Here is a 16889-nt window from a genome sequence, read left to right as displayed (position 1 = left end):
CTTACCGGATAGCAGGGCGCTCATGCTAACATAAACCGCAAAGAGCGATAACGATAATTAATATCATTATCATGTCAGGGAAGTGTGTTATGTCGTGGTCACGGTTTTCAGCCCGCCCTTACCTTGTGCTGAGCCTGCTTGTTTTGCTCCTCATTATGATGCTGCTCAGCCTGCTGCTGGGCGCCAAAGCGCTGGCACCCACAACCGTGCTGGACGCCCTTACCCAATCCTGTCGCAGCGCCGACTGCACCATTGTGCTTGATGCCCGCCTGCCGCGCACCCTTGCCGGGCTGCTGGCCGGGATCGCGCTCGGCGTTGCCGGGGCGCTGATGCAAACCCTGTCGCGTAACCCGCTGGCCGACCCCGGCCTGCTCGGGGTCAATTCAGGCGCCAGTTTCGCCATCGTCCTCGGGGCGGCGCTGTTTGGCTACGCCTCCCCCGTTGCCCTGCTGGCCTTCGCTTTCGGCGGCGCGTTCATCGCCGCGCTGATCGTCGCCCTCACCGGCAGCCAGGGTGGCGGCCAGCTTAATCCGGTCCGGCTGACGTTAGCCGGGGTGGCGCTGGCGGCGGTGCTGGAGGGGCTATCGAGCGGCATCGCGCTGCTTAATCCGGTAGCCTACGACCAGCTGCGCTTCTGGCAGGCCGGCTCGCTCGACATCCGCAGCCTGTTTCCGCTGAAAATTATCCTTCTGCCGGTGCTGGCGGCCACGGCGGTGGCGCTGCTGCTGAGCCGCTCGCTCAACAGCCTGAGCATGGGCAACGATACCGCCACTGCGCTCGGTAGCCGGGTGGCGCGCACGCAGATCCTCGGCCTGCTGGCCATCACCGTGCTGTGCGGCAGCGCCACCGCCGCCGTCGGTCCGATTGCCTTTATCGGCCTGATGATGCCGCACCTGGCGCGCTGGCTGGTCGGACCGGATCATCGCTGGACGCTGCCGGTGACGATGCTGGCGACGCCAACCCTGCTGCTGGCTGCCGATACTCTCGGCCGTCAGCTGGTGCCGGGCGAACTGCGCGTCTCGGTGGTGAGCGCCTTTATCGGCGCGCCGGTGCTGATCTGGCTGGTACGCCGCCGCCGTAACGGGGTGACGCTATGACCCGGCTGCCGCGTTTAACCCTGGTACTGGGGCTGTTTGTCCTTATCGCGCTGCTGTTTTCCGGCTGGAGCCTGGCCAGCGGCAGCGTAGCGCTGACAGTGTCGCAGGTGTTTGATGCCCTGACCGGCAGCGCGCCGCGCGCCATGTCGATGATTGTCGTCGAGTGGCGCCTGCCCCGGGTGGCGATGGCGCTGCTGGTGGGGGCTGCCCTCGGGGTCAGCGGCGCAATATTCCAGTCGCTGATGCGCAACCCGCTCGGTAGCCCGGATGTGATGGGCTTTAACACCGGCGCATGGAGCGGTGTGCTGGTGGCGATGGTGCTGTTTGGTCAGCACCAGACCGCCATCGCCCTGGCGGCAATGGCGGGCGGCATTATCACCTCGCTGCTGGTGTGGCTGCTGGCCTGGCGCAACGGCATCGACACCTTCCGGCTGATCATTATCGGTATCGGCACCCGCGCGATGCTGGTGGCGTTCAACACCTGGCTGTTATTGCAGGCTTCGCTGGAGACGGCGCTCTCCGCCGGACTGTGGAACGCCGGATCGCTCAACGGCCTGACCTGGAGTAAAACCCTGCCCGCCGCGCCGATTATTGTGGCGATGTTTATCGCTGCCGGACTGCTGGTGCGCCGCATGCGGCTGCTGGAGATGGGGGATGACACCGCCTGCGCGCTGGGCGTGCCGGTGGAGCGCTCGCGTCTGCTGCTGATGCTGACGGCGGTGCTGCTCACTGCCGCTGCCACCGCCCTTGCCGGGCCGATCTCATTTATTGCCCTGGTGGCCCCGCATATCGTGCGCCGCCTGTCCGGCACCACGCGGCTTGGGCTGACTCAGTCGGCACTGTGCGGCGCAACACTGTTGCTGGTGGCCGACCTGTGCGCCCAGCGTCTGTTTATGCCTTATCAGCTTCCGGTGGGCGTAATCACCGTGAGCATCGGCGGTATCTATCTCATCGCCTTGTTGATTCAGGAGTCCCGCAAGAGATGACGCACTCTCGTTTATACGGTCGCGATTTAACCCTCGGCTACGGTAAGCACGTGGTGGCTGATGGCTTAAGCGTGGCGATCCCCGATGGCCATTTTACGGCCATCATCGGCCCGAACGGCTGCGGCAAATCGACGCTGCTGCGCACCCTGAGCCGCCTGATGCAGCCGATGCGTGGTGAGGTGATACTCGATGGTCAGGCGATCGATCGCTACGCCACCAAAGAAGTGGCGCGGCGCATCGGCCTGCTGGCGCAGAACGCCAGTACACCGGGGGATATCACGGTGCAGGAGCTGGTGGCGCGCGGGCGCTATCCGCACCAGCCGCTGTTTACCCGCTGGCGTAAAGAGGATGAAGAGGCGGTGAACCGGGCGATGCAGGCTACCGGCGTGGAGGCGCTGGCAACCCAGAGCGTGGATACCCTCTCCGGCGGGCAGCGGCAGCGGGCGTGGATCGCCATGGTGCTGGCCCAGGAGACCGCCATCATGCTGCTGGATGAGCCGACCACCTGGCTGGACATCAGCTATCAGATTGACCTGCTGGAGCTGCTGCGTTCCCTGAACCGCGAACAGGGCTACACCCTGGCGGCGGTGCTGCACGATCTCAATCAGGCCTGCCGCTATGCCACCCACCTGATCGCGCTGCGCGACGGGAAAGTGGTCGCCGAGGGAGCACCAAAAGAGATCGTCACCCCCGAACTGATAGAGGCGGTCTACGGAATGCGCTGCATGATCATCGACGATCCGGTCGCACATACCCCGCTGATCGTGCCGCTGGGTCGTTGATCACCGTTGTCTTCGCTCTGACGGCGGGTGCGCAGGCTTACCCGCCCTACGCGCTGGGGCGTCAGTAACCGCGCGCCCCGCCAGGGTGGGTTAGCGTAGCGCCCCCACCCCACCGGTCACCCCAGAATCTGCCGTAGCACCGGCCCAATCGACTCAAACGCCTGCGGGGAAATAATCTCCACGTGGGCGCAGTCCTGCGGGTAAACCTCAAGCTCGCCGATCCACGGCGCCCAGGTGGTGTGCGGGTCCATGCCCGGCTTCAGGGTTTTCGTCGCGACAAACAGCGTTGCCTTGCCATCAAACCGGGCGCTGTGCGCGGTACTGAGCAGCCGCACGGCATCGGTGTAATTTCCCTCGATGGTATCGAACAGGCGATCCGACCCCTGCCCCTGCTGGGCGGCAAGAAACGCCTCGCGCTCGCGGTTGATCTCCGCCAGCACTTCCGGGTCGCGCTGGTCCGGATCTTTCCCGGCCCAGTTCTGCGACTCCGGCGGCCAGGTGTCGAGCAGCCCGAGAAATGCCACCGTCTCCCCGGCCGCCTGTAGCCGGGCGGCAATGCCCTGCGCCAGCGTCCCGCCCAGCGAGTAGCCAAACAGGTAATACGGCCCCTGGGGCTGCAACGCCCGCAGCCGTGCCAGATGGGCGTCGCACACGTCATCGAGCTTGGCGCAGGTCATCATCGGCCCGCCCGGACGCGGCGACTGGATACCGGTAATCGACCAGCGCGGGTCGAGGTAGCGCTGCAGAATGCTGAACTGCCAGGCGAACCCGGAGGCCGGGTGGAAGCAGAACAGCGTCGGGCCACTGCCCTGACGCAGCGGCAGCACCGCGTCAAAGCCAGCGCTGCTGGCTTCCTCCTCGCTGTGCGTCTCACTCAGCAGCGCCGCCAGTTTTTCTACCGTCGACGCCACCATCACCTGCCCCACCGTCACCGGACGATCGAGGGTGCGCTTCAGGCTGGCGGCAAGCCGCATCGCCAGCAGCGAGTGGCCGCCGAGGGCGAAGAAATCCGCCGCGGCGTCGGTGATGTCACTGCCGAGCAGCGCGGAGAAGGCCTGCGCAATGGTCTGCTCCAGCCCGGGTTGCGGCGGGCGGCCATCGGCGCGGGACGCCACCTGTGGTAGCGGCAGCGCTTTGCGATCCAGCTTGCCGTTGGCGCTGAGCGGGAAGGCATCCAGCGTCACCAGCGCCACCGGCACCATATGCGCCGGAAGCTGCGCAGCGAGCTGCTCACGTAGCGCCTGCGCGTCGAGCGCGACGCCAGCGGACGGCACCAGATAGCCCACCAGCTGACGCGCATCGCCGCCGCTGGCGGCTGCGGCATTGAGCACACAGGCGTTAGTCACCGCCTGCGCCACTCCAGGCAGGTTAAGCATCGCCTGGTCGATTTCGCCCAGTTCAATACGCTGCCCGCGAATTTTCAGCTGATCGTCACTGCGTCCGAGATACTCCACCGCCCCGTTTTCCAGCCAGCGCGCCACGTCCCCGGTGCGGTACATACGCTCGCCCGGCGCGAACGGATCGGCGATAAAGCGGCTGGCGGTGAGATCCGGCCGCCCGAGATAGCCCTGGGCCAACTGGATGCCGGTCAGGTAGAGATCGCCCGCCACGCCCGGCGGCACCGGACGCATCGAACCATCAAGAATGCGCAGGCCGGTGTTCCACACCGGGAAACCGATCGGTACGCTGCTGCCGCGCACCGCCGCCAGCTCCGGGCCGTAAGCCGGATACCAGCTCACGTCCACCGCGGCCTCGGTCGGGCCATAAAGATTATGCAGCGGCGCGGCGGTGAGCTGTTCCCATTCCCGGCACAGCGCGGTGGGCAGGGCTTCACCGCTGCAGAATACCCGCCGCAGCGTGGCGCAGCTGGCGATAGCGTCCGGCGTCGAAAGCGCGCCGACAAAGGCCGCCAGCATGGAGGGAACAAAGTGCGTGGTAGTGACGCGATAGCGGGCAAACAGCTGCTGCAGCGCCTGCGGATCGCGGTGCGCCTCCGGGGGAGCCATCACCAGCTGTGCGCCGGTGATAAACGGCCAGAAAAACTCCCACACCGAGACGTCAAAGCTGCACGGCGTCTTCTGCAACACAACATCATCATGGCGAAGCGGATAGTGGTTCTGCATCCACAGCAGGCGGTTAACGATGGCGGTCTGGCCGACCATCACCCCTTTCGGGCGGCCCGTTGAGCCAGAGGTGAAGATTACGTAGGCGGTATGTTCCGGACGGGACGCGCAGACCGGCGCATCGGCCACTGGCGGCAGCGGCGCGGTGTAGTGCAGCATCGGCTGCCCGGTGAAGCGCGCAGCCTGGCCCGGTTCGGTGATCAGCAGCCGCGGGGCGGCATCTTCCAGCATCATGCGCAGGCGCTCATCCGGGTAACCGGTATCGAGCGGCAGCCAGGCGGCACCCACTTCCACAATGGCCTGCAGTGCCAGCGACAGGAATACCGAGCGCGGCAGCGCCACGGCAACAACGTCGCCCGGCTGCACACCGCGCTGGACCAGCTCTGCGGCCAGGGCCTGCACCTGCTGGCGCAGCTCGGAATAGCTGAACTGATAGCGCTCATCCGCCAGGGCTGGCGCGTCGGGCGTCAACGCCGCCTGACGAGCAATCAGGCTGCTCAGCGTGGCTTCAGGCAGCATCATCGCGGTGTCATTCACCTGCGTCAGCAGCGCCTGTTCATCAGCGTGAAGCAGGTCGACATCAGCACAGCGCATCTCTGGCCGGGCAGCGCACTGGCGCAGCAGCAGCGGCAGGCGATCGAGGTGACGCTCCAGCTCGCGGGCGTCGTAGCGCCCGGCATTCGCCAGCAGCTCCAGCGCCAGACCGCCCTGCTCATCCGGCAGCAGCGCGATCTCCAGATCCTTCACCGGGCCGGTGGTCAGCGTGTGGGTGATGCCAGCGATGCCGTCCAGATCGAGCTGATAGTCGAACATTTTCAGGTTGATGACCGCCCCGTAGAGCGGCTGGTCGCCGGTGACGCGTCCGGCGTCGCGCAGGATCTGCTCGGCATCATAGCGCTGATGACGGCGCATCTTTTTCAGCTGTGCGCTGAGGCTGGCCGCCAGCTGCGCCAGCGTCGCGCCAGGGTCGAGGTGCACGCCCAGCGGCAGCACGTTCAATACCGGGCCGGTGGCGCACAGCGCGCTGGAGCCGAGACGGCGCATAAAGATAAACCCGGCGCTGAAATCGTTGCGTCCGCTGAGACGGCCGATCCACAGCGCGGTTAGCGCCAGCGCCATATCCGCCAGGGTCTGGCCGCCGCTGTGGGCGACCAGCCGGGCGAGATCCTGGCTGTCAAACCGGCGCTTAAAACGGTGCAGTGCGGTAGTGGAGAGATCCCCCGACAGGGGTTCGCCCGAGAGCGTGGCGGCCGGCGGCAGCTGGCTCAGCTGTTCGCGCCAGAAGGCGGCATCGCGGGTAAAGGTGTCGCTGTGCTGATAGCGCTGATACTCCTCCACCACCTCACTAAACGGGGTAAAGGGTGACGGCTCCGGCGTCTGCTCATGCCGCCATGCGGTGTAGATAGCCGCGATGCGGCGGGTGATGGCCGGGAAGCTAAAGCCGTCCACCGCCACGTGATGGTAGCGCTGATACCAGAACCAGCGCGCGTCACCGAGACGCAGCAGCGCGTGATGGTACAGCGGCTGGCCGCTTTCGAGCCGCAGATCCTGGCTGAGATCCGCCTGCATCACGGCATGGGCTGCGGCTTCCGGATCTGCCTGCGCCCGCAGGTCATGGATCACGGGCGCGGTAAGAATAAGGCTCTCATCCACCCACTGATACGCCTCGCCGTCCTGCTCCTCAATACGCAGCTTCAGGGTGTCGGCATCGTTCATGCCCGCCACAATGGCACGGGCCAACAGCGGCGCGTCGATCTCGCCGTGCAGCTCCACATAGTGCGCCACGCTCCAGGCACTGAGCTGGCGGGTCAGTTTGTCCGCCATCCAGATCCCCGGCTGCGCCGCGACCAGCGGCATCAGGCCGCTACGATTGTTTGATTGATCACTCACCGCCGATACCCTTTTGCTGTTGGTTTTTCACAAAGTTGCCCGGATGCAGGTTCGCCCGGTGCTGTTCCAGCCAGCGGTAGCATGCCTCCTGCGACTGTGGCTCGCACACCACCTGCCAGCCTGCGGGCAGCGCGCAGTGCTGCGGCCACAGGCTGTACTGCTGCTGCGCATTGACCAGCACCGCGAAGCGCCCGTGGGTATCGTCGAAAGGGTTACTCTGTTCCATGCCAAACTCCTGTCGAATTACGCGCCGTGCGGCGCGGTGAGCGGACTCCAGAGGGTTATCAGCCCCTCGGTGAGACCGCCACGCCAGCACAGCGCATCGTGCCCGCCGTCAACCTGACGCCAGAAAACCGGCTGCTGTGTCTGCTGTAAGAGAGAATAAAGCTGGGTATTGGCGGCGTGGATCAGCGGCTCGCGCACCCCAGCCTCCAGCCACAGGCGCGGCGCGGGCCAGGCCAGTTCGCCGCTGCGCAACTGCTGCACCAGTACGCCGCCCTGATCGCCGTGCTGGCGGTCCGGCCACCAAAAAGAGCCAGACTGGCTGAGCACGCAGCCGAAGCGTTCGGGATAGTGCAGCGCGGCATACAACGAGGCCAGGCCGCCAAAGCTCTGGCCGGCGACCACGGTAGTTGCCGGATCGTCCCGCCAGCGGGCAAAGCGCCGCACCTGGGGCAGCAGTTCTTCAATAATCGCCTGCCAGAACGCGGCATTGCAGGGCAGCTCATGGCTGCGGTGCACGGTGTCGATGGCGTCCACCAGCACATAGACGGCGGGCGGTAGTTTTCCTTCCCGGGTGAGCTTCGCCAGCGCTGGCCACACCGGCATGCTTTCCGCCCAGAACTGTCCGTCGAGCAGCAGCGCCAGCGGGCGCGTGTCGGGCTGCGCGTCGCCGGTGGTATAGATCCAGACCCGGCGCTTGTTACCCAGCACCGCGCTGTGCCAGGTGATGCACTGCGGCGGAATAACCGGCTCATCGCGGGCGTCCCACCCCGGCTGCGGCGGCGCGTCGGGCAGGTGGAGTGCCGAGACGGCGTGACCGCGTCCGCCTCTCCAGCTGTGCGGGTTGAGCGGGTCGGCAATGGCCTGCGGCAGCAGCGTGCGCCAGCCGGTGCGCAGCCCGGCGCGATCCGGCCCGTCGGGGCTGAACACCGAGGGCGGGAAATCATCAATGCGAATGCTGGGAGCCAGGCAGTAACTGCCGCGCCAGGTGGAAGGCAGTACCGTCTGCCAGCACCAGACGTCGGTGCCCGGCAGGCGGTGGAGTGACTGTGGGGTCGAGCGGTTGTGGTGATCGGTGACGCCGGTGATGTAGATCCAGACGCGCTGAATGGGTGAATCCACGTCGCTGCCCTGCGGGTCGCGCCACCAGATGGTGATGTGGCATGTGCCGTCGTCGCGCGGAATGACGGTCGGGCCGCCCTCTGCCTGTCGCGCCTGCCACCAGGCTTCACTTCCCGTTGTCAGCTCCATCGCAGCTCTTTAACCCCATGTTTTACGTGTAAAAATGCGTTTCCGTTCGGAAAACGTCGATAATATTATTGATAATTATTCGTATTTGCAATAGCGTATTGGCGCGCTGTGGGAAGCGCAACACGTATGTGTTCACTCACCCTCCTTTTGGTCGCTGCGGTCGCCGTCCTCTTTTCGCGCGCATACCGGCACTGAAATGGCGGACTGGCATGCCGCTTTTCCTCCCTCTGGGGCAGGATTGCAACGGGATAAGCGGCGGGAAAAGCAGGATATTACAATGAATAAAAAGCTCACTTACTCCCTGGCAATGATGGTGCATCTGGGGATTATCGGCGCAGCCGCGCCAGCGTTTGCGGCAGAAACCGCAGCGGTTAATGATGGCAAAGAGACGGCAGCGGACGACACCATTGTGGTGACCGCCGCCGAGCAGAACCTGCAGGCACCGGGGGTATCCACCATTACCGCCGATGAAATTCGTAAAAACATGCCGGCGCGCGACGTGTCGGAGATCATCCGCACCATGCCGGGCGTCAACCTGACCGGCAACTCCAGCAGCGGCCAGCGCGGCAACAATCGCCAGATTGATATTCGCGGTATGGGGCCGGAAAACACCCTGATTCTGGTGGACGGCAAACCGGTCACCAGCCGCAACTCGGTGCGTCTGGGCTGGCGCGGCGAGCGCGACACCCGCGGTGACACCAACTGGGTGCCGCCGGAGATGATCGAGCGTATTGAAGTCCTGCGCGGCCCGGCGGCAGCACGCTACGGTAACGGCGCGGCGGGCGGCGTGGTGAACATCATCACCAAAAAAAGCACTGGCGAGTGGCACGGCTCGTGGAACAGCTACTTCAACGCCCCGGAGCATAAAGCGGAAGGCGCCACCAAACGCACCAACTTCAGCCTCACCGGCCCGCTGGGCGGCGACTTCAGCTTCCGCCTGTTCGGTAACCTGGATAAAACCCAGGCCGACGCGCGCAACATCAACGAAGGTCACGAATCGCTGCGCACCGGCTCCTACGCCGATACCATGCCCGCCGGGCGCGAAGGCGTGATCAACAAAAACATCAACGGCCAGCTGCGCTGGGACTTCGCGCCGATGCAGTCGCTGGAGTTTGAAGCGGGCTACAGCCGCCAGGGTAACCTCTACGCGGGCGACACCCAGAACACCAACAACGACAACAGCACCAACGGCCTGGTGGACAAGTACTACGGCAAAGAGACCAACCGTCTCTATCGCCAGACCTGGGCCCTGACCTGGAACGGCGGCTGGGATAACGGCATCACCACCAGCAACTGGGCGCAGTACGAACACACCCGCAACTCACGTCTTGGTGAAGGCCTGGCGGGCGGCCTGGAAGGGTTGTTCAACAGCGATAAGTTCACCGACACCAACCTGTCGGATGTGATGCTGCACAGCGAAATTAACCTGCCGTTCGACATGCTGGTTAACCAGAACCTGACACTGGGCGCCGAGTGGAACCAGCAGCGCCTGAAAGACATGTCCTCAAACGGACAGGCGCTGCAGGGTGGCGCGCTGCCGGGCGTCAGCGATGAGCGCAGCCCCTATTCGCAAGCTGAAATCTTCTCGCTGTTCGCGGAAGACAATATGGAGCTGACCGACAGCACCATGCTAACCCCGGCGCTGCGTTTCGATCACCACAGCGTGGTCGGCGACAACTGGAGCCCGTCGCTGAACCTGTCTCAGGGATTAGGCGATGACTTCACCCTGAAAATGGGTATCGCCCGCGCCTATAAAGCGCCGAGCCTCTATCAGATCAACCCGAACTACATCCTCTACAGCCGCGGTCAGGGCTGCTACGCCAGCGCCAGCAACGTCGGCTGCTACATGCTCGGTAATGAGGATCTGGATGCGGAGACCAGCATCAACAAAGAGATTGGCCTCGAGTTCAAACGCGACGGCTGGCTGGCAGGGGTTACCTGGTTCCGCAACGACTATCGCAACAAGATTGAGTCCGGTTACTCTCCGCTTTACCAGACCGGCACCAGCAGGCTGAAAACCGATATCTACCAGTGGGAAAACGTTCCGAAAGCGGTGGTGGAAGGTCTGGAAGGCACCCTGAACGTGCCGGTGAGCGATACCGTCACCTGGACCAACAACCTGACGTACATGCTGCAGAGCAAAAACAAGACCACCGGCGACCGCCTGTCGATCATCCCGGAGTACACGCTGAACTCGACCCTGAGCTGGCAGGTGCGTCAGGACGTGGCGCTGCAGTCCACCTTTACCTGGTACGGCAAACAGCAGCCGAAGAAGTACAACTACAAGGGTGAACGCACCACCGGGTCAGAAACCAACGAAGTCAGCCCGTACAGCATTGTCGGCCTGAGTGCGACCTGGGACGTCACCAAAAACGTCAGCCTGACCGGCGGGGTGGATAACCTGTTCGATAAGCGCCACTGGCGCGAAGGCAACGCCCAGACCACCGGGAATGCCACCACCGGCGCGTACATGTACGGCGCGGGTGCCGCGACCTACAACGAGTCGGGCCGCACCTGGTATATGGGCATCAACACCCAGTTCTGATAGTCTCACCCTCCCCCCGGGGAGGGTTTTTCATTTATGCACACCACGCACACCACATTTCAGCTTGCCGGCCTGAGGGTACAGCGCCTCGATTTTCAGCCGCACAGCGTTTCTCCCGCCGATCTGCTGGCGCTTCCCCATGCCGCACTGCTCAACCACGCCGTGCCGACACGCCAGGCTGAACACCTTGCCGGTCGCCTTGCTGCCGCCATCGCCCTGCGCGACGCGGGTGCACAGGCCGTGATACCCGGCATCGGTGCGCACCGGGAGCCGCTGTGGCCCGCCGGATTTATCGGCAGCATCAGCCATTTTCAGCGCACGGCGCTGGCGGTTGCGGCCCGACAGCGCGCCTCGCTCAGCCTCGTCGGTATTGACGGCGAAGCCCTGCTCGATGCGGCCAGCGCGCAGGAGATCGTTGACGAGGCGCTCAACCCGGACGAACACGCGACGCTGCGGGCCAGCGGCCTGCCCTTTGCGCTGGCGGTAACGCTGATTTTTTCCGCCAAGGAGAGCCTGTTTAAAGCGCTGTTTCCGCAGGCGGGTGACTGGTTTGGCTTTGACGCGGCAAGCGTTGTGGCGCTCAATGCCGAACGTTTTTCACTGCGCCTGAACTATCCCGTGGGTCCTTTTCCTGCCGGGGCATGTTTTGAGGCTCATGCCTTATGCAGCGAGGCACACCTCGTTACGCTGGTGCGCGGGTAAAACCAGCGCCTGGGCAAAAAACCATCAGGCAAACGTTTACCAAGTGCGGCGATCGCATTTCCGGCAATATCAAAACGCCCGCAGAGGCCGCCGCTATACTTACTGACACCTCTTTATCGCAGTGAGCTAATTATGTCGTTAACTCCATTCCATCTCTCCGACCCCTTCACCCTCGGCGTTGAACTTGAGCTGCAGGTGATCAATCCGCCGGTATTCGACCTGAGCCAGGACTCCTCTACGCTTATCGATGAAGTGCAGGGCGTGCTGAAAGCGGGTGAAGTGAAGCACGACATTACCGAGAGCATGCTGGAGATCGCTACCGGCGTGTGCAAAGACATCAATCAGGTAGCGCATGAGTTTGCCACGCTGCAGCAGGCGACCCTGATGGCCGCCAGTAAACACCATCTGCAAATCTGCGGCGGCGGCACCCACCCGTTCCAGAAATGGCAGCGCCAGGAAGTGTGCAGCAATGAGCGCTACGCCCATACGCTGGAGCTGTTTGGTTATCTGGTGAAGCAGGCCACGGTCTTCGGGCAGCATGTCCATGTGGGATGCAGCAGTGGGGATGACGCAATTTACCTTCTGCACGGCCTGTCGCGCTATGTGCCGCACTTTATCGCCCTCTCCGCCTCGTCGCCCTATATGCAGGGGTCCGATACCAGCTTCGCCTCGTCGCGACTCAATATTTTCTCGGCCTTCCCGGATAACGGCCACGCGCCCTGGACCCAGAACTGGCAGGAGTTTGAAGGGCTGTATCGCCGCCTCGCCAGCACCAGCATGATTACGTCCATCAAAGATCTGCACTGGGATATTCGCCCCAGCCCGGGCTTCGGTACGGTGGAGGTGCGGGTGATGGATACGCCGCTCACCCTCGGTCATGCGGTGAACATCGCTGGCTTTATTCAGGCCATCGCTCACTGGCTGCTGGCGGAGCGTCCGTTCCAGCATCAGGAGCGCGACTACCTGCTCTATCGCTTTAACCGCTTCCAGGCCTGCCGCTTCGGGCTGGACGGCGTGCTGACCGATGTGCACAGCGGCAAGCAGACCACCATTGCGGCGGATATAGAAAAGCTGCTCGACCGCATTCAGCCCTACGCTGACAAGCTCAAGGGCGGTAGCGCGCTGGAGGAGATCCATCTCTGGCTCCAGCGCGGCGAAAACCAGGCCCAGCGTATGCGCCATTTCATCGCCGACGGCGGCTCGCTGACCGAACTGGTGCGTCGCCACTGCGAAATCTGGGCCGCGCCGATGTAAGCCCCCGCGCCCGCCCGGCGGCGGGCGGTTGCACTCCCCGGCCCAATCCCGGACAATGCCCCTTTTTTACGGCGAGCCCGCGATGAAACATCCACTTGAATCCCTGATGAGCGCTGGCGGCATCCTGCTGCTGGCCTTTTTCTCCTGTCTGCTGCTGCCCGCGCCCTCCCTCGGCCTGGAGCTGGCCCAGCGGCTGGTGACGCGTTTCCACCTGATGGATCTCAATCAGCTTTACACCATCCTGTTCTGCCTGTGGTTCCTGCTGCTGGGCGTGATTGAGTACGCCCTGATCCGCTTTGCATGGAAACGCTGGTTCTCCCTCGATCGTCACGACTGATCTACTGCGGATGCTGCCAGTAGAGCGGCGTCCCGAATGCTTCCCGATAGTAATCAATCACCGCCCTGACGTTGAGCGGCGGATGGCGGGCGTGCGGGTAAATGGCAGCAATATGCTGCGGCCCGGCGTTAATCGCTCCCTCGTACTGCGGCAGCAGGCGCACCAGCTCGCCGCTCGCCAGCCGTTCGGCAATCAGCCAGTCGGGGAACAGCACCACGCCCATGCCGTCGAGCGCGGCGGTGAGCAGCGTGTCCGCGTTATTGGAGGTCAGCAGCGCCGGCACCGGATAGTGCACCCACTCCGCTTCGCCGCGCCGGAACAGCCAGCGGTTTGGCCCGGACGAGCCGCGATAGATCAGGCATTTATGCTGATGCAGCGCGTCCGGCGTGTCGGGAGCACCGTGGCGCGCCAGGTAGGCTGCCGAGGCGGCCAGATAATAGTGCTGGGTGCCGAATACCCGGGCATGCCACGAGGCATCGTTCAGGGTACCGATACGAAACACCACGTCCGCCGGATCGCGATGCGGATCGATGTAGTCATCGGTCAGCGACAGCTCAATGGAAAGCTGCGGATAGCGCGCCGTCAGGCCGGTTAACCCTGGTGCAATGTGGCGCTGGCCAAAAAATACCGGGGCGTTGATGCGTACCAGCCCGGCCGGCTCGGTGGCCCGATTCTGTAACTCCTCGCGCGCCTCACCCAGCCGCTCAGCGATAGCGCGGGCGTAATCGACAAATACCCTGCCCGCCTCGGTCGGGATTACCGCCCGGGTATTGCGGTAGAACAGCTGCTGTCCGAGGGCATCTTCCAGCTGGTGAATCACCCGGGAGATCATTGATGCCGAGACGCCTTCGCGCCGTGCCACGATGGAAAAGCTCTGGGTTTCAAAAACCGCGAGGAAGAAGCGCAGCGCGCGCATCGAAATTGCGTCGGTGGTGGGCATTGATGCAAATCCTGCAAAGGTGTTTCATGAATTATATCGTTTTTCTGCATCACGGCCTGCTCTATGCTGCGTCCCCTCTCTGATAAATGAGTGATAAAACGATGCAGGTGTTATTGATATTGCTGGTGATTGCCGGCGGGATGGGGTTGTCGATTGAAGCCGGGCTGTTAGGGCCGCTCGGGCAGCAGGTAGGGGATCTCTGGGCCACCCTGAGTATTTTCGGGGTCGGGGCGGCATTGACGTTTCTGCTGATGCTGTTTTTCAGCCCGCGCAACGCGCCGTCCTTCTTCGCCCAGCCAGGCTGGCAGCTGTGCGGCGGCGTGCTGGGGGCGGGCTACGTGATTATTCTTACCATCGCCACGCCGGTGATTGGTATCGCCATGACCATGATTGGCATTCTTGCCGGGCAGGTATTTAAGAGCCTGATCATTGACCACTTCGGGCTGTTCGGTACGCCGCATCGCAGAATCGATGCCAGACGCATTTACGCCCTGATTTTCATTATTGCCGCACTGGCGCTGGTTGCACTGGGATAAGGAGACCACATGATCCTGTTAATGATTATTCTCGCCGTGGCGGGGGGTGCGCTGTTAAGTATTCAGGCGGCGATAAACGGCCAGCTGGGCAGCAAAGTGGGGGTGTTCCGTAGCGCGTTTCTCACCTTCTCGGTGGGTGCGCTGGTGACCGCCCTGCTCATCTTCTTCTTTGAGCCGAAACAGACGATAACCCTGATGGACATGCCGAAGTGGCAGCTGATCGGTGCGCTGTTTGGTGTACCTTACATCGTAATTATGGTGCTGGCCGTGCAGCGTATCGGCACCGCAGTGGCCACGGTGGCGGTCATTTTCGGCCAGCTGGCGATGAGCATGCTGATCGATAACTTTGGCTGGCTCGGCAATGACGCCATCCCCTTCTCGCTGACGCGGCTGGGCGCGGTGATCTGCCTTGGCATTGCACTGTACTTTATTTATTCGGGTAGCACGGCGGGAAACAAACGCGCTTAAGCTTCACGTCCCGCTTCCAGGCGGAGCGAGCCCCTCGCACCGCCTTTTTTCTGTTTTTGCATTACCGCCAGTTATTCCAGCGTTAACGCCGCCACACTATTTTTACGACGCAGAAAGTTTATAAACTGCTGGTTACTGCGCAAGCGCATCTTTTCCATCAAAAAGTATTTATGCACGCTGACTGTCTTGATATTAATTTTTAACAGACGGGCAATATCATGATTGCTGTAGTCACGAATCATATAATACGCGATTTTACGCTGCTGCTCGGTTAAGCGCAGACGACTACAGCGTGTACAGTCACGCATTTCCGTATCGCTACTGCCAGCCAGGACATCACGCCAGGCCAGGATTAGCTTCTGAACGACAAGCGTGAGGGGGCTGCACTTGTGCAACCATAGTGCCTTATTTAAGCAAAACAGGGGCTTGCCCGTACTTTCCGTCGGGGAATGTTCGCAAAAGCCAACCACAAGGCTGCGCAATTTTCGGTATGCCAGCGCTGGCCACATGCAGTCAATTTTATCTCCCGGATGTAACGTGAGAAAAATAATATCCATCTCTTTCACGTTACTGTCTTGCAAACGATGAAAATATAACGTCAGGTCCGGAAAACGAGCAGTGAATATATCAGTAAGCACGGCTTCGAGGCCCAGAATAAAAAAGCAATCCTGGTCATCAATGGCAATATTAAGCGTTGTGTTATTTATATCAGGATGCATAGTCTTTTCACGGAAGAGAAAGGTAATAAAAAGGGCCGCTAACGGCCCTGATATTCATAGCGATACGCTATCAGTTGTAATCCACAGTAAAGGTAGCAACCGCGTTCGCTTTACCAGCAACGACGGTATCTGATGTGGAGCGATAGGCAGCATAGAAGTCGAGGCTGTTTTCCTCCGTTGAACTCAGGGTATAGCTGTAGTCGTTCACCGCATCAAGGCCCAGCGCCGCTTTATCTGCAGTGCGCAGCGTCACGCCAATACCTTTTGCCACGCCGGTTTCCTGAGTCAGCGCCAGAAGTCCGGAGTTAGTAGCATCGTTAGCGCCGTCAAACTTCACTTTGGCGGTGGTAACTGTTTCCGGACAGCTTTTCAGCTTCAGAGAAAACTTGGTTTCCGGCGCTTCGTCACCGGAGGCTTTGAACGACGATTTCGCTACGCGCCCAAGATCGACGGTCATGGTGTTATCGGCCCCGATATCAACCACGCAGGCTTCATCAATGATCTCACCGGTGAAGTTAACGGTGCCATCGGCGGCCCAGGCAGACGAGGCCGCAAGGGTTAAACTGGTCGCAAGGCCAGCAATAATAGAGTGTATTTTCATCATATTTATCCTGAGTGAAAGAAATTGTGCCACTGACGCAACCGCGCGCCGAATCGTTACTCGTCGTTTATCTCGTCGTTAAAAAAACAGCAGCGCAACGGTAAAACCATCCGGTAACGAAACGTCAATAAGCGTTATTTAACGTCATGTTTATGGCCGGCAGAAATTTACGTTTCGCCGCATAAAGGTTCAATCATTAATTAGTCCAGAATTGGATCGCTTGATTCAGAGGGAGGTTATTTCCCTACGCGCTGCAATAACCTGTACAAAGAAAAACTGTATGTTCATATTTGCACGCTAAATGCTGTAACCTTACCGCCTGGCTGGGCGGAAATATTCCAGGACTATTCCCACAATTGTATTGCGCATTATTTGGGCGACCCGTTATTTAACTCATTGATTCATGCCTGATTACCGTATCGTTATCGCCGCTTAA

General features: G+C 61.8%; 15 protein-coding genes. 9 read left to right on the top strand and 6 right to left on the bottom strand.

Annotation, left to right across the window (positions count from 1 at the left end; genetic code table 11):
• Positions 1 to 89 precede the first annotated feature (89 nt).
• The 3 genes from fepD to fepC are packed head-to-tail and all read left to right on the top strand — an operon-like array spanning position 90 to position 2865.
• Entirely contained in the window at positions 90 to 1097 is a 1008-nt protein-coding gene (gene fepD, locus ET34_RS0119190; protein WP_031524760.1) for a Fe(3+)-siderophore ABC transporter permease, read from the top strand.
• The gene (fepG, locus tag ET34_RS0119185) at positions 1094 to 2083 is read left to right on the top strand and encodes an iron-enterobactin ABC transporter permease (RefSeq protein WP_031524759.1); all 990 of its coding nucleotides are present in this window, start codon (positions 1094 to 1096) and stop codon (positions 2081 to 2083) included. Before fepD ends, fepG begins: the two co-directional genes overlap by 4 nt.
• Entirely contained in the window at positions 2080 to 2865 is a 786-nt protein-coding gene (fepC, locus tag ET34_RS0119180) for an iron-enterobactin ABC transporter ATP-binding protein (RefSeq protein WP_031524757.1), read from the top strand. The genes fepG and fepC overlap by 4 nt, the downstream gene beginning before the upstream one ends.
• 116 nt (positions 2866 to 2981) lie before the next feature.
• On the opposite strand, the gene ET34_RS0119175 is transcribed toward fepC, so the two are convergent.
• From ET34_RS0119175 to fes, 3 genes are read right to left on the bottom strand one after another with little or no spacing between them, the layout of a single operon-like run.
• Positions 2982 to 6845 carry an enterobactin synthase subunit F gene (locus ET34_RS0119175; protein ID WP_031524755.1) on the bottom strand — a complete coding sequence of 1288 codons (3864 nt, stop codon included), beginning with the start codon at positions 6843 to 6845 and terminating at the stop codon, positions 2982 to 2984.
• A 25-nt stretch (positions 6846 to 6870) separates the two neighbouring features.
• Entirely contained in the window at positions 6871 to 7104 is a 234-nt protein-coding gene (locus tag ET34_RS0119170; protein WP_031524753.1) for an MbtH family protein, read from the bottom strand.
• Positions 7105 to 7121: 17 nt separating this feature from the next.
• The gene (fes, locus tag ET34_RS0119165) at positions 7122 to 8351 is read right to left on the bottom strand and encodes an enterochelin esterase (protein WP_031524752.1); all 1230 of its coding nucleotides are present in this window, start codon (positions 8349 to 8351) and stop codon (positions 7122 to 7124) included.
• Between the two features lie 277 nt (positions 8352 to 8628).
• Here fes and ET34_RS0119160 point away from each other — a divergent pair, with 277 nt between their 5' ends.
• From ET34_RS0119160 to ET34_RS0119145, 4 genes are all read left to right on the top strand, one after another.
• The gene (locus ET34_RS0119160) at positions 8629 to 10896 is read left to right on the top strand and encodes a TonB-dependent siderophore receptor (protein WP_031524750.1); all 2268 of its coding nucleotides are present in this window, start codon (positions 8629 to 8631) and stop codon (positions 10894 to 10896) included.
• A 36-nt stretch (positions 10897 to 10932) separates the two neighbouring features.
• Positions 10933 to 11598 (top strand): enterobactin synthase subunit EntD, encoded by a 666-nt coding sequence (gene entD / locus ET34_RS0119155; protein ID WP_031524748.1) that lies wholly within the window; start codon positions 10933 to 10935, stop codon positions 11596 to 11598.
• 132 nt (positions 11599 to 11730) lie between these two features.
• Positions 11731 to 12852 (top strand): YbdK family carboxylate-amine ligase, encoded by a 1122-nt coding sequence (locus tag ET34_RS0119150; RefSeq protein WP_031524746.1) that lies wholly within the window; start codon positions 11731 to 11733, stop codon positions 12850 to 12852.
• Positions 12853 to 12934: 82 nt separating this feature from the next.
• Positions 12935 to 13189, top strand: coding sequence for a DUF1158 domain-containing protein (locus ET34_RS0119145; protein ID WP_031524744.1), 255 nt, complete (start codon positions 12935 to 12937; stop codon positions 13187 to 13189).
• A gap of 1 nt (position 13190) precedes the next feature.
• Here ET34_RS0119145 and ET34_RS0119140 read toward each other — a convergent pair whose 3' ends face one another.
• Complete coding sequence (locus tag ET34_RS0119140) at positions 13191 to 14129, bottom strand: LysR family transcriptional regulator (protein WP_031524742.1); 939 nt, start codon at positions 14127 to 14129, stop codon at positions 13191 to 13193.
• Between the two features lie 101 nt (positions 14130 to 14230).
• Here ET34_RS0119140 and ET34_RS0119135 point away from each other — a divergent pair, with 101 nt between their 5' ends.
• Entirely contained in the window at positions 14231 to 14665 is a 435-nt protein-coding gene (locus ET34_RS0119135) for a DMT family transporter (protein WP_031524740.1), read from the top strand.
• 9 nt (positions 14666 to 14674) lie between these two features.
• Complete coding sequence (locus ET34_RS0119130) at positions 14675 to 15133, top strand: DMT family transporter (protein WP_031524739.1); 459 nt, start codon at positions 14675 to 14677, stop codon at positions 15131 to 15133.
• Positions 15134 to 15204: 71 nt separating this feature from the next.
• Here the strand turns inward: ET34_RS0119130 and ET34_RS0119125 are convergent, their stop codons facing one another.
• Together ET34_RS0119125 and ET34_RS0119120 are read right to left on the bottom strand one after the other, a co-directional pair.
• The gene (locus ET34_RS0119125) at positions 15205 to 15852 is read right to left on the bottom strand and encodes a response regulator transcription factor (protein ID WP_031524737.1); all 648 of its coding nucleotides are present in this window, start codon (positions 15850 to 15852) and stop codon (positions 15205 to 15207) included.
• 70 nt (positions 15853 to 15922) lie between these two features.
• Positions 15923 to 16453 (bottom strand): fimbrial protein, encoded by a 531-nt coding sequence (locus tag ET34_RS0119120; protein WP_031524736.1) that lies wholly within the window; start codon positions 16451 to 16453, stop codon positions 15923 to 15925.
• Positions 16454 to 16889: the final 436 nt, after the last annotated feature.

Origin of the sequence: Siccibacter colletis, assembly GCF_000696575.1 — a bacterium.
GTDB lineage: Bacteria > Pseudomonadota > Gammaproteobacteria > Enterobacterales > Enterobacteriaceae > Siccibacter > Siccibacter colletis.
Note: the sequence above shows the minus strand (reverse complement) of the source record. Positions and strands in the feature narration are given on the sequence as shown.